The organism is Aquirufa sp. A-Brett2-W8, from assembly GCF_054558755.1.
Window position 1 is genome coordinate 46,227 of the sequence record NZ_JBPXKS010000002.1, and the last position, 12,978, is coordinate 59,204.

11 protein-coding genes are annotated in these 12,978 nt (G+C 42.6%); 5 read left to right on the forward strand and 6 right to left on the reverse strand.

Annotated elements, in window-relative coordinates:
- Nucleotides 1-5 precede the first annotated feature (5 nt).
- On the forward strand, nucleotides 6-590 hold the full coding sequence (gene gldD, locus ACST13_RS00225; protein ID WP_459521208.1) for a gliding motility lipoprotein GldD: 585 nt from the start codon (nucleotides 6-8) through the stop codon (nucleotides 588-590).
- Entirely contained in the window at nucleotides 581-3,064 is a 2,484-nt protein-coding gene (gene priA, locus ACST13_RS00230) for a replication restart helicase PriA (protein WP_459521209.1), read from the forward strand. Before gldD ends, priA begins: the two co-directional genes overlap by 10 nt.
- On the opposite strand, the gene ACST13_RS00235 is transcribed toward priA, so the two are convergent.
- The gene (locus tag ACST13_RS00235) at nucleotides 3,061-3,783 is read right to left on the reverse strand and encodes a nitroreductase family protein (RefSeq protein ID WP_459521210.1); all 723 of its coding nucleotides are present in this window, start codon (nucleotides 3,781-3,783) and stop codon (nucleotides 3,061-3,063) included. The two genes, priA and ACST13_RS00235, sit on opposite strands and share 4 nt — an antisense overlap.
- A gap of 103 nt (nucleotides 3,784-3,886) precedes the next feature.
- On the opposite strand from ACST13_RS00235, the gene ACST13_RS00240 reads away from it, so the two are divergent.
- Together ACST13_RS00240 and obgE are read left to right on the forward strand one after the other, a co-directional pair.
- Entirely contained in the window at nucleotides 3,887-4,456 is a 570-nt protein-coding gene (locus tag ACST13_RS00240; RefSeq protein WP_459521211.1) for an adenylate kinase, read from the forward strand.
- Nucleotides 4,457-4,464: 8 nt separating this feature from the next.
- Entirely contained in the window at nucleotides 4,465-5,562 is a 1,098-nt protein-coding gene (gene obgE, locus ACST13_RS00245) for a GTPase ObgE (protein ID WP_459521515.1), read from the forward strand.
- On the opposite strand, the gene ACST13_RS00250 is transcribed toward obgE, so the two are convergent.
- The 5 genes from ACST13_RS00250 to ACST13_RS00270 form a co-directional block, all read right to left on the reverse strand.
- Complete coding sequence (locus ACST13_RS00250) at nucleotides 5,554-6,465, reverse strand: SDR family oxidoreductase (protein ID WP_459521212.1); 912 nt, start codon at nucleotides 6,463-6,465, stop codon at nucleotides 5,554-5,556. The genes obgE and ACST13_RS00250 overlap by 9 nt on opposite strands.
- The gene (hemC, locus tag ACST13_RS00255; RefSeq protein WP_459521213.1) at nucleotides 6,462-7,388 is read right to left on the reverse strand and encodes a hydroxymethylbilane synthase; all 927 of its coding nucleotides are present in this window, start codon (nucleotides 7,386-7,388) and stop codon (nucleotides 6,462-6,464) included. The genes ACST13_RS00250 and hemC overlap by 4 nt, the downstream gene beginning before the upstream one ends.
- A gap of 1 nt (nucleotide 7,389) precedes the next feature.
- Nucleotides 7,390-8,520 carry a DNA polymerase III subunit gene (locus ACST13_RS00260; RefSeq protein ID WP_459521214.1) on the reverse strand — a complete coding sequence of 377 codons (1,131 nt, stop codon included), beginning with the start codon at nucleotides 8,518-8,520 and terminating at the stop codon, nucleotides 7,390-7,392.
- Nucleotides 8,521-8,546: 26 nt separating this feature from the next.
- Nucleotides 8,547-9,626, reverse strand: coding sequence for a hypothetical protein (locus tag ACST13_RS00265; protein ID WP_459521215.1), 1,080 nt, complete (start codon nucleotides 9,624-9,626; stop codon nucleotides 8,547-8,549).
- A 73-nt stretch (nucleotides 9,627-9,699) separates the two neighbouring features.
- Nucleotides 9,700-9,939, reverse strand: coding sequence for a type B 50S ribosomal protein L31 (locus ACST13_RS00270; protein ID WP_459521216.1), 240 nt, complete (start codon nucleotides 9,937-9,939; stop codon nucleotides 9,700-9,702).
- A gap of 537 nt (nucleotides 9,940-10,476) precedes the next feature.
- Between ACST13_RS00270 and ACST13_RS00275 the strand changes: the two genes are divergently transcribed.
- Nucleotides 10,477-12,927, forward strand: a complete 2,451-nt coding sequence (locus tag ACST13_RS00275) for a ribonucleoside-diphosphate reductase subunit alpha (protein ID WP_459521217.1) — start codon at nucleotides 10,477-10,479, stop codon at nucleotides 12,925-12,927.
- Nucleotides 12,928-12,978: the final 51 nt, after the last annotated feature.

Consider the following 12,978-nt stretch of genomic DNA (forward strand, 5'->3'; position numbering starts at 1 on the left):
CGAACATGCGTCTTTTCCTCCTAGGTTTTTTATTGACCTTAATTTCCTGTGGAACAGCCTCAGAGGAGGAAAATGCCGCTATGCCACGGCCTAAAGGCTTTCCTTTGATGGAAATCCCATTACATACCTATCAAACGTTAGAAAAGGGACATCCCTTTGCTTTTGAATTATCACATTTTGCAGTGGTGAAAAAGGACACGTTTGCGCGCGCAGAACCACATTGGATGTATATCTATTATCCTCGTTGGGATGCCTTTATACAGCTAACGTATAAGCGGGTTCAGGGAGATCGAAAAAGACTCGATAAGATGATTCGGGATTCGTATGTTTTGGCCTCTAAACACCAAATGAAAGCGAATCGGATCGAAGATGCGGTATTAACACGAATGGATGGTTCTAAAGCAACCATTATCGAATTAGAAGGAGAGGTAGCCACCCCATTTCAGTTTTTTGCCACAGACTCTACGACCCATTTCTTGCGAGGGGCAGTGTACTTAAATACCGCGATGAAGAATGATTCTTTAGCGCCCGTGATTCGCTATTTAAAGCAAGATGCCATTCATTTGATTCAAACCTTGCAATGGAAATAGGGGAAGAAAAAACGGTTTTTGTGGATGCTTTGCTTCCGCTTCCTATTCCTCGGTACTTTACGTACCGAGTGCCTCGGGAATGGGCTGAATTTGTGCAAGCGGGATTACGGGTGGTGGTACCTTTTGGAACTAAAAAAGTGCTTACAGGTGTCATCGTAACGGTACATCACCAGCCGCCTAAGCAATATCAAGCAAAATATTTGTTAGAGATTTTAGATGATTCACCATTAGTGACTGCGTCCCAAATCGCCCTTTTTCAATGGGTGGCAGATTATTATATGTGCTATCCAGGCGAGGTATTTCAGGTGGCACTACCGGCAGGTTTGAAAATTTCGAGCCAGTCAAAAGTGCAAGTAAATCCGGAATTTACGAGTCCAGAGACGCTGACAGAAAGAGAACTTGCGATTTATGTGGAGATTAGGGATAAGGGGGCTTTGACTTATGATGAGCTTGCCAAATTCGCCGAAGTCAAAAGTCCTTACCAGTTAATTAAGGCCTTAGTAGGTAAGGATGCGGTCATTATTTTTGATGAATTAAAAGATCGCTACACACCCAAGGTGCAGCGCAAGATTCGTTTAGCAGCTCCCTTTGAAAATAAGTTAGCCTTAACGGATCTTATTCAATCCTTGGAGGAGAAGCCTAAACAAATGGCAATTCTTTTGCATTATTTGCAATTCATCCCTGTTTTACGAAGTCCAGAAACGAATCAAAAAGGTTTAGCAAAAAATAGTTTCAGCCAGGCCGGTTTATCCGAAAGCTCCTTACAAACCTTGGTAAAAAACCAAGTTTTTGAAATCTTTGATATCGTGGTTTCGCGCTTCGATGAAGCGGACGAAAATTTTGTTCCTTCCAGTTTTACGCTAAATGCCCCACAGGAAAAGGCTTATCAGTCGATATTGAATCAATTTCAAGAGAAAGATGTTGTCTTATTGCACGGAATCACGGGCTCAGGGAAGACGGAGATTTATATCAAGCTGATACAAGAAGCGCTAGCAAATGGCGATCAGGTATTGTATTTATTGCCAGAGATTGCGTTGACGACGCAGATTGTGGTTCGTCTGAAGCGGATTTTTGGGGAGCAGGTGGGCATCTACCATTCTAAATTTTCGGATAACGAGCGGGTTGAAGTGTGGAAGTCGATTGTGGAGGGGAAATATCCTTTCGTGGTGGGCGTGCGATCTTCGGTCTTTTTGCCGTTTAAGAATTTGGGACTGATCATCATCGATGAGGAACATGAGACGTCCTTTAAGCAGGTCGATCCAGCTCCGAGGTATCATGCGCGGGACGTGGCGATTATGTTAGCACACCAGCAAAAAGCGAAGGTTTTATTAGGTTCAGCGACGCCTTCGATGGAGACCTATTACCAGGCCAAACAAGACAAATATGGACTGGTGGTCTTGAAAGAGCGTTTTGGTGCAGCGCAATTACCCGCGATGCATTTCATCGATACAAAATACGCGAATCGGATGAAGCTGATGAAGGGCGGATTTTCGGTTGATTTAATCGAGGTATTAGCGGATAATTTAAAGCAGGGTAAGCAAAGCCTTTTGTTTCAAAACAGACGGGGCTATTCTCCCTATTTGCAATGTCAAGATTGTGATTGGATCGCTACGTGTCATCAATGTGATGTTTCCTTAACCTATCACGCGCGCGAACAGGAATTGCGTTGCCATTATTGTGGTCACCACGAATCGTTGATTCACCGTTGTGGGGCTTGTGGTTCTGCTCAAATGAAAACCATGGGTTATGGCACAGAAAAGTTAGAAGAGGAATTGCAACTGCATTTGCCTTCTGCCCGCGTTGCGCGTATGGACTTAGATACAACCCGTTCTAAGACGGCTTTTACAAGTTTGATTACGGAGATTCAAAAAGGTCAGGTGGATATTTTAGTGGGAACACAAATGGTCGCTAAGGGTCTTGATTTTGAAGGTTTATCTATCGTAGCGATCTTTGACGCAGATAAAATTATTAATTTCCCTGATTTCCGGGCTCATGAGCGAGGATTTCAATTAATCACACAAGTAGCTGGTCGCGCGGGGAGACGCGATGTCCAGGGGCAAGTATATATTCAAACGAATCAGCCTAATCACCGCTTATTCGGCTACATACAGGACGGGAATTACGAGCAGTTATATGCAGACGAAATGATTGAACGGGAGGGGTATCATTATCCACCTTTCACTCGATTGATTAAAATTGTGATGCGCCATTTTGAGGCTCGCAATGTAGAGACAGCTGCAAAAGATTTAGGACTTTTATTGAAGGCCAAATTTGGCAATGGGCGCGTATTAGGACCCGAAAAGCCTTTAATCGAGCGCATTAGAAATCAATATGCCATGGAAATCCTCATCAAACTAGAGAAAGGAGTGGCTTTAGCGTCCTTTAAAAAATCACTTCGGGAAGAATTAGATACGCTATCCACCAAGCCCGCTTTCAAGGGCGTGCAAGTGATCGTGGACGTCGATTGTAACTAACGAACGTGAACTACGTCCTCGTATGGTACTCTAAATCGAGGTCCCCAAACACCCTCTTCTGTTCCTTTTCCCACCGAGACAATCATATTGATTTCAGCGCCAGAGGGTAAATTCAAGTGTTTTTTTACCCGCACCGCGTCAAAACCTTCCATTGGACAAGATTGAAATCCTTCGGCTGAAATCGAAAGCATAAAAGTTTGTGCTGCTAAGGCGCATGATTTATGAACCATCACCCGTTGATCTGCTTTGCCTCCAAAACGCATCATAGGTTTACGCAATCCCATCCAGAAACAAATGTTCCATCGGATGAAAGTAGAAATGCCAAAGATATCGTTGCGGTATAATAAAGGGATTAGCTTGCCATAATATTGAAGACCTCTTTTCTGCATTTTAGTCGGTTCCCCTTCAATAGACTCATTTACTTGTTTTAAGTTCCAGGCTGCTCTTTTCTTCCAAAGGTCTTGGCGCGTAACAAAAACGACGATGTGTCCGGTGTCTTTTGCTGCCGACTGACCTAGGCAAAGTGGAAGAAATGCTTTCTTCTCTGTTTCACTTTTGATCCAATAAAACTCCCATAATTGCATATTGCTACTATTCGGGGATAAAATGGATCTTTGTAGGCTGCGTTCAATGATGGCGTCATCGACTTTTACTGCTGGGTCATATCGTCTATTAGAACGTCTCTTTTGTATTATTTCTTCGAATTGTGTTGAAAGCATTTGGTTTTTTTGTTTCAAATATAGTAGAAAATCCCCGCTTTTGCCTCCGATTTGATTACCTTTGTGGTTCGAATTGATTTTTCAAATAGCAACTCACATTTATATGCTTAATCTAGTTTTATTTGGGCCTCCAGGGGCAGGCAAAGGTACTCAGTCCGCCAAGCTAATTGCTAAATATGGTTTAATTCACTTGTCGACGGGCGATTTATTACGGGCGGAAATTTCTGCTGGTACGACTTTAGGCTTAGAGGCGAAGAAATTAATGGATCAAGGAATTTTAGTTCCTGATGCGGTGGTGATCGGAATGATTGAGAATAAATTGAACGAGAACAAGGACGCGGCTGGCTTTATTTTTGATGGATTTCCTAGAACAGAAGCACAGGCGCAAGCTTTGGACAACTTATTATCAGGACATCGATTAGCGATTAATCACATGATTGCGCTAGAGGTGAGCGAAGAAGAATTAACTCAACGATTATTAGAGCGTGGTAAGACTTCAGGCCGTCCAGATGATCAAAATGAAGAATTAATACGCAAACGCGTACAAGAATACGGAGAAAAAACAGCGCCAGTGGCGGGTTATTATGCCGCACAACATAAATTCTCAGGAATTAACGGTATCGGTGAAATTGAGGAAATTTTCTCTCAAATTCTCTCGATTATCGAAGGATAAAAGAAGCAATAATGACAACGAATTTCATTGACTACGTTAAAATAAATCTGCGTTCCGGCCGAGGAGGAAGCGGTTCATCCCACTTTCGGAGGGAAAAACACGTGCCTAAAGGTGGTCCAGATGGTGGCGATGGAGGTCGAGGTGGTCACGTCTATTTAGTGGGCTCTACACAGCTTTGGACCTTAATTCACTTGAAATACCGGAAGCACATTATCGCTGATAGTGGAAATGGTGGCGAAGGTGGACGTCGGTCTGGGGCAGAAGGGGAAGATGTCTATATTCAAGTGCCTTTAGGTACGATTGTAAAAGATGCGGAGACGGATGATTTTCTGGCAGAAGTAACAGAAGAAGGGCAAAAGATTTTATTGCTACCCGGCGGTCGTGGTGGTTTAGGAAATCATAATTTCAAGTCTTCGACGAATCAATCCCCTCGCCATGCGCAGCCGGGTGAAGAGGGTCAAGATGTATGGGTGGTGATGGAATTGAAAATATTAGCTGATGTAGGTTTAGTGGGTTTTCCGAATGCGGGAAAGTCAACGCTTTTATCAGTACTTTCAGCGGCTACGCCTGAAATTGCAGATTACCCATTTACTACCTTAGTGCCTCAATTAGGGGTGGTCGAATACCGGGATGATAAGTCCTTTGTGGTAGCCGACATTCCGGGAATTATCGAAGGTGCATCAGAGGGTAAAGGTTTGGGATTGAGATTTTTACGTCATATTGAACGGAACTCGATTCTTTGCTTTTTGATTCCATCTGAAGCAGAAAATTGGGGAGAAGAATACCGTATTTTGACCGGAGAATTAGAAAAGTATAACCCGGAATTATTAGGAAAGCGTCGCGTTATCGTTGTGTCTAAAATGGACTTGTCGATTCCAGAAATGGAAACAGAAATGCGGGAAAGTTTACCACAAGACATTCCTGTTTTATTAATTTCATCGGTGACTCAAGAAGGACTTCAGGAATTGAAGGATTTACTTTGGAATACCTTATTAGATGATAATAAAGACTTCGATAAGTTAAAAGAAACTCCCCTTATGTTAGATCTTCCGGTGGTTAATCCGATGGCGGATGAAATGATGGAAGATCCAGAAGCATTAGATTAAATCAGCTACTTGCTGCGCCATGATGGCGATACCCTCTTGAAAGGTTTTAGGTGAATAACCTAAAACTTTTTTTGCTTTATCTAGAATGAAACCCGTTTTGGCGGGTCTCTTTGCAGTTTGGGTGAAGGTGGACGAATCGGCTTTTTGTAAAAGTGATTTATCTAATCCGTAATAATCTGCTGTCATCACGGCCATTTCGTAAGGCGTTAAGAAATCGGATCCAGAGATATTGAAAATGCCTTCTACCTCGTCTTTGGCTAATAACCAGCAGCCCATCGCTAAATCTTCAGCTAGGGTAGGTGTGCGGAATTGATCCGTCACTACTTGTATTGTTTTTCCATCCTCTAAGGATTTTTTTACCCAAAGTACGATGTTAGAGCGGCTCATATCGGGAACAATTCCATATACTAAAACCGTGCGCGCAATGCTCCATCGGATCTTAGAGGCGAACAGTAATTGTTCCGCTTTTAATTTACTTTCTCCATAATAAGAAATCGGGTTCGCTATACCGTCCTCCGTATAGGGTCCATCCGCTCCATCGAAGATGAAGTCGGTCGACAAGTGACATAAATAAGTTCCGTGTTTTTCGCAGGCTTCGATTAAATAAGCGACTGAGTTAACATTTAGTACATCACATCCGTCTCGATCCGTTTCACAGGTATCCACATTCGTCATAGCAGCCGTATGAATCACCACATCAGGCTTGAATTGATCTAATATGTCTAGAACGTCGCTTTTATTAGTGATGTCCAAAGACGCATAGGTATATCCTTCGGTCACCGGTAAACGATTATTTCCACGGGCGGTCGCGATTAAATCGACACTCGCTTGTTTGCGTAAAAGGTCGACTAATTTTTGACCTAATAAACCATTTGAACCCGTGATTAATATGCGTTTTTTCATGAACCTAATTGCTGTCTGATTTTTCGTAATAATTGATGCGCACCTAAATGAATGAGTTCCATCGCGACCTCTTTTCCTAAGATAGCTGGATCTGATCCCTGCGCAGAATGATAAATATTTTCTACTCCATCCAGGCTGAGAACGCCGGCATGCAAGGCTATTTTATCGCCTTTAAGTACCGCATGGCCATATACTGGAACGCTGCAACCCCCTTCTAAATGGGCTAATAAATGGCGTTCTGTTAATAAGGTTGCCTCTGTGGCAGTATGGTTGCAAGCTTTGCGCACTAGAGATTTCACGGCCTTATTTAAAGATACAGCACATTGAATCGCAACAGAACCTTGGCCTACTGCCGGGACAAATTGATCAATATCCAGGTGCTGGGTGATATAAGATTCCATCTCCATTCGATGAACTCCGGCATAAGCCAATAGCATGGCATCGCATTCCCCATTTTTTAATTTTTCCAAACGTGTCTGTAAGTTGCCTCGCATCTCCACAGCGGTGTGTTGTGGATAAAAATGAGATAGGAAAGCACGTCTGCGTGTAGATGAGGTACCAATGCGCAAGGTTTCGCTAGTGGCTAAAGTCTTCAAAGGATCCAGGCTTAAAACGACATCTTCCGGTGATTCGCGCTCTGTAAACGCAATTAATTCGAGTTCTGCAGGTAAATGGGAGGGAAGGTCCTTCGCGGAATGCTGGGCGATGTCAATTTCTCCCGCGCGCAGCATGGTTTCTAATTCTTCGGTGAAGACTCCTTTAGATCCGATTTTAGATAAGGAACGATCGAGTATTTGATCCCCTTTCGTGGAGATCGCTACGATTTCATAAGCTAAGCCTTCTTTTTCGAGCAAAGCTCCCACGTAGTGAGCTTGCCACAAAGCCAAAGCCGAATTTCGAGTACCGATGCGAACCGTTTTCATATCAGGAGTTTTTCGCGTGAAACACACGTAATAAGTAAAGAGACAGGTCGAGATGCACCATTTTAGCACGGGCATTTCGCTCTAAGTGGTAATGCACTTCTGAGATTTTTTCGGTCATTGTTGCGATCTTTTCGGTGCTTAAGGTCTTCGAGAAATTATCCACGAAGGCTTTTTCCTTTTCTAACGATTTGATCAAAGCGCTGGCATCCGAAATTTGGTAGAGGCATTGTCTGAAAATATGAAGGCTATAGCTTAAAATACTTTTTTGGTTTTCCTTCGCTAAGCCGTCGAATTGATCGGCTAATTGGACTAATTTCGACAAGTTGCGGGCATAAATAGCCCGCATCCATTCGGCAAACCAGGTCGTGGTGCTCAGGTTATCGGAGGAGGAATTTTCCAAAGCTTCGGAGATATTTCCCTCGCAATTCACGGCAATTTGGTGGGCTTTTTCGGCATCAATTTCGGCCTTTTGAACTAAATAGGTAGCTAATTCTTCCACATCCACTGCCCCCACACTTACGCGCTGCGTTCTCGAGATAATCGTCGTTAAAAGTTTATCAGGTTCCGCACAAACTAAGATGAATAAGGTCGAGCTAGGTGGCTCCTCTAAAGTCTTTAAAAGCGCATTTCCAGCTGACGCATTTAAGGTCTCCGGATTCCATAAGAGTACAACCTTGAAGGGCGCTTCAAATGGTTTTAAGCTAATTTTCTGGACTAATTTACGCGTTTCCTCCACCGGAATATTTCCCTGCCGATTGCCCTCTGCACCCATATATCCAAGCCATTCGGGCAAGGTTCTGAAATACGATTCTTGGATAAACTTTCGCCAATCGGGTAGGTAGGCGTCGGACTCTGCCTCCTTGATTTTCTTCGTGATTACCGTGGGATACATGTAGACTACATCCGGGTGAACGCCACGTTGCAATTTCTGGCAACTGGGACATTGCCCACATGCATCTGTCTCCGTACGGTTTGTGCAAAATAAATAGGTGATAAAGGCATGTGCCATGGCAAGCTGTGCTCCCCCGGGAGGTCCCACGAATAATTGGGCATGCGCGATATGTTGATTTTGCACCGCCAGCGACAAGGTGTTCTTGATTTTATTCAGACCTGGAATGTCTTGAAATCGCATGCAAATAGCTATTTATAGAGAAAGAGCTAATTTCGGAAAGATGTGCCCTCTTTCCAAATTTCTTCCATGCTTTGGCGCAGATTTTCGGGGATTTTTTGGTTTTTCAATTCAATCCAACTGCAGGCAGAGGTGAAGGCTTTCTCAAAGTCAAAAGATCGCAAGGCGGGATACTCCCCAAAACTAAAGGAAGGGATGTAGCGAGGAGGAAAACCGATGCTCGAAACGTTGCAATGACTCCCAATCACCGTCCCAGTATTCAAATTTGTCCCCACACCGGTGGTGACGTAGTCGCCAATGATTTGGCCTAAAGACTTCAATCCTGTATTCCGAGGCTCCTGCAACACATAATCATAAAGTGAGACGGTTTGAATATCATTTCTCAGATTCGATCCGTTCGTCAAAGCCCCTAAATTAGAAAACGAACCCACAATCGAATTACCTAAATAACCCTCGTGTGCTTTATTGCTGAAAGGGAAGAAGATGCAGTGGTTAATCTCACCACCCACCTTACAGCCCGCGCCGATTGTCGTGTTCGGACGAATCTTAGCCCCTAAATTCGTTGAAGAGCCTTGTAGGAACGCCGCTGGGCCTTGAATGAGGGTTCCAATAGCTAAAATAACACCCTCGCCTATATAGATGGGACCTTTGCTGGCATCCAAAATGCTACCATGCACCTGAGCAGAGGAATGAATGTAGATGTCTTCGGCGTGGATAAATGTATTATTTACGGCCGCCGGGTTATTTCCCTTGATTTCAGAACCTAAAAACTCAGCCTGGTAGGATAGTAAATCTTCGGGGTGTTGTAGGAAAGAAAGGTGTTGTTCTATGCGATTCGTGCCTTGTCCTCTTGTCGCTAAAATCTGACCCTGATTTACGTAGGTAGTGTCTTCCGGCATTTGATCCAACAGGGCGAAAGTCGCAGGTAGAGGTAAGACGCCGCTGTTCACCTGAATATCCGCCTCGTTCGGATTAGAAACTAAGTTAGGCCACTTGCTTTCAAGGCTACTCGTTCCTACCCATAATTCAGCGACTTTACGATGCTGAGTGAGCGGTTGTAGGGAGGCTTTTAGGGCCAAATCCTCGAATAAATATACCTTGAGCTGCATAGGACAAATCTAGGATAAAAAAAGCCTTCCCCCAAAAATGGAAGAAGGCTTTTTAATATAGGCATCAGGAAAATTACTTCGCGTAACGCTTGTTGAATTTGTCCACACGTCCTGTTGTGTCTAACAATACGTTCTTACCTGTATAGAATGGGTGAGATTGAGATGAAACCTCTAGTTTGTATACGGGGTAAGTAGCTCCTTCGAATTCTGTTGTTTCTGTGGTAGAAGCACATGAACGAGTTAAAAACTTGTAATCAGCTGATAGATCGTGAAATACAATTTCTTTGTATTCTGGGTGGATATCTTTTTTCATGATAATGGATAATAGACGATTCCCTGCCGTCCTGTTTAAATGATGTTTTCCAAAGGGGATATTTGGACCCTACAATAGGGGATGCAAAATTACAGAATGTATTCTATTTTCCAAATATTTTTAGTAACAAAATTTTGGAGTATTCTATGCGGATTAACGGTGTTAATTTTTTTTAAAATATTTTTATAGTACTTTTCTAAGAAGCAATACGGCTAATTAATTGAGGGAAGGGGGTTTGCATGTTGTATTTCAAATACGCCCTTTTATTTCTTTTTTTTTGGCCAAAAAATAGTTTGCACAGAGCGCGCTTTTTTTCTAATTTTACCAATAGCACAATCAGCCAAAGATGATTCAGTTTTTGGTTTAGGAAAGCATAAAAACAAAACCGCCACATACTCAATTTGTTAACTCAAAAAGGGTCAAAAAGCTAAGATAAAAATTCTCTTAACGCAGGGAAATTATGGTCTTCTTTTTTGCTGGTCGGTTTTCGCATTTATATAGGTTATAACGGGTTTAAATATTAACAGATAGATACACATGTACGTAGTAAAAAGAGACGGTCGTCGCGAATCAGTCAAGTTTGACAAAATCACCGCCAGAATAGAAAAGCTGAGTTATAGCTTGGATCCATTTTTTGTCCAACCTCTAGAGGTTGCCAGAAAAGTGATCACTGGTTTGTTTGATGGCGTTAAAACGACTGAGTTAGATAATTTAGCGGCTGAAACAGCTGCCTCTTTGACGACTAAACATCCTGATTATGCTGTACTAGCAGCTCGTATCGCCGTTTCTAACTTGCACAAGAACACCTTGAAGTCGTTCTCTGCCACGATGAAACGTTTGTTTACGTACATTGATCCTAAGACAGGACAAAATGCAGCTCTTCTTTCTAAAGAGGTGTATGATATCATTAAAAATAACGCGGTTGAATTAGATGAAGCAATCATTTATGACCGTGACTTTGGCTATGATTATTTCGGATTTAAGACCCTAGAAAAATCGTATCTATTAAAGCTAGATGGTCAAATAGCAGAGCGCCCTCAACACATGCTTATGCGTGTAGCGGTAGGCATTCACCATACAGATATTGCCGCAGCCATAGAGACCTATAATTTATTGTCTGAGCGTTGGTTTACTCACGCGACTCCGACCCTATTTAATGCAGGTACTCCGAAGCCTCAATTATCGTCTTGTTTCTTGCTAACAGTACAGGATGATTCGATCGAAGGAATCTATGATACCTTGAAGCAAACAGCGAAGATTTCACAGTCAGCTGGTGGTATTGGATTAAGCATCCATAACATCCGTGCAACGGGCTCTTATATCAAGGGAACGAATGGTACTTCGAATGGTATTATCCCCATGTTACGCGTATTCAATGATACAGCACGTTACGTAGATCAAGGTGGTGGAAAGCGTAAAGGAAGTTTTGCTATCTACCTAGAGCCTTGGCATGCCGATGTGTTCGAATTCTTAGAATTGAAGAAGAACCACGGAAAAGAAGAAATGCGTGCTCGTGACTTGTTTTACGCTCTTTGGATACCAGATTTATTCATGAAGCGGGTTGAGAGCAACGAAGAGTGGTCATTATTCTGCCCTCATGAGTGCCCAGGTTTATCTGATACACACGGTGCAGAGTTCGAAGCTTTGTATGAGAAATACGAATTAGCAGGGAAAGCGCGTACGGTTGTTAAAGCACAAGACTTATGGTTTAAAGTGCTTGAATCTCAAACCGAGACGGGAACACCGTATATGTTGTTTAAGGACCATGCGAACAATAAGTCTAATCAAAAGAACCTAGGTACCATTAAGTCTTCGAACTTATGTACCGAGATTATTGAGTATACAGCAAAAGACGAAGTGGCGGTTTGTAATTTAGCGTCATTAGCTTTACCTAAATATGTGAACGCAGACGAAAACGGTGTTTTACGTTTCGATCACAAGAAATTATACGATGTGACTAAGATTGCGACACGCAACTTGAATAAGATCATCGATGTAAATTATTACCCAGTTAAAGAGGCAGAGAATTCAAACATGCGCCACCGTCCGATTGGATTAGGGGTTCAAGGTTTAGCCGATGTGTTCATTTTACTGCGTATGCCATTTGAGTCAGAGGAGGCGCAGCAATTGAACAAAGACATCTTCGAAACGATCTATTTTGCATCAATGGAAACATCGATGGAATTAGCGAAAGTAGAAGGTCCTTACTCTACTTGGGAAGGTTCACCTATCTCAAAAGGAATATTCCAATTCGACATGTGGAACGTAACGCCATCTTCAGGAAACTGGGATTGGGAAGATTTGCGTACGAAAGTGGTAGAAAATGGTGTGCGTAACTCTTTATTAGTTGCTCCTATGCCTACTGCTTCTACTAGCCAAATCTTAGGTAATAACGAGTGTTTCGAGCCTTATACCTCTAATATCTACGCGCGTCGTGTATTATCGGGTGAATTCGCGATCGTTAATAAGCACTTGTTAAAAGATTTGATCAAATTAAACTTATGGAATGATTCCATGAAGAATAAATTGATCATCGCAAATGGTTCAGTTCAGAGCATTCCGGAAATTCCTCAAAACTTGAAGGACTTATACAAAACGGTTTGGGAGATTAAGCAAAAGACCATCTTAGAAATGGCAGCTCATCGTGGTGCGTATATTTGCCAATCACAAAGTTTAAATATCCACATCCAAGATGTGAACTTCGGAAAGTTAACTTCGATGCACTTCCATGCTTGGAAGCTAGGCTTGAAAACGGGTATGTATTACCTACGTACGAAAGCGGCAACGGATGCGATTAAGTTCACAGTAGAGAAACAAGCAGAGCCAGCTATCGAGCAAACGAATTTAGTGAACGAAACTGAATTGCAGTATTCTGAAGCAGCATCGAAGGCGGCATTGGCAAGTTTTGATGTGAGTGATGATCAAAATAAATCAGATATGACTTGCTCTTTGGATAATCCAGAGGATTGTGAGGCTTGCGGATCTTGATCTTCATCCATCTGAAATAAAAAAAATCACTTGGCATTTTATGTTAAGTGA

What these genes read in the sequence shown, in the direction of transcription:
- gldD (WP_459521208.1), top strand. Translation starts at nt 6, where the DNA reads ATGCGTCTTTTCCTCCTAGGTTTTTTATTGACCTTAATTTCCTGTGGA.
- priA (WP_459521209.1), top strand. Translation starts at nt 581, where the DNA reads ATGGAAATAGGGGAAGAAAAAACGGTTTTTGTGGATGCTTTGCTTCCG.
- ACST13_RS00235 (WP_459521210.1), bottom strand. Translation starts at nt 3,783, where the DNA reads ATGCTTTCAACACAATTCGAAGAAATAATACAAAAGAGACGTTCTAAT.
- ACST13_RS00240 (WP_459521211.1), top strand. Translation starts at nt 3,887, where the DNA reads ATGCTTAATCTAGTTTTATTTGGGCCTCCAGGGGCAGGCAAAGGTACT.
- ACST13_RS00250 (WP_459521212.1), bottom strand. Translation starts at nt 6,465, where the DNA reads ATGAAAAAACGCATATTAATCACGGGTTCAAATGGTTTATTAGGTCAA.
- hemC (WP_459521213.1), bottom strand. Translation starts at nt 7,388, where the DNA reads ATGAAAACGGTTCGCATCGGTACTCGAAATTCGGCTTTGGCTTTGTGG.
- ACST13_RS00260 (WP_459521214.1), bottom strand. Translation starts at nt 8,520, where the DNA reads ATGCGATTTCAAGACATTCCAGGTCTGAATAAAATCAAGAACACCTTG.
- ACST13_RS00265 (WP_459521215.1), bottom strand. Translation starts at nt 9,626, where the DNA reads ATGCAGCTCAAGGTATATTTATTCGAGGATTTGGCCCTAAAAGCCTCC.
- ACST13_RS00270 (WP_459521216.1), bottom strand. Translation starts at nt 9,939, where the DNA reads ATGAAAAAAGATATCCACCCAGAATACAAAGAAATTGTATTTCACGAT.
- ACST13_RS00275 (WP_459521217.1), top strand. Translation starts at nt 10,477, where the DNA reads ATGTACGTAGTAAAAAGAGACGGTCGTCGCGAATCAGTCAAGTTTGAC.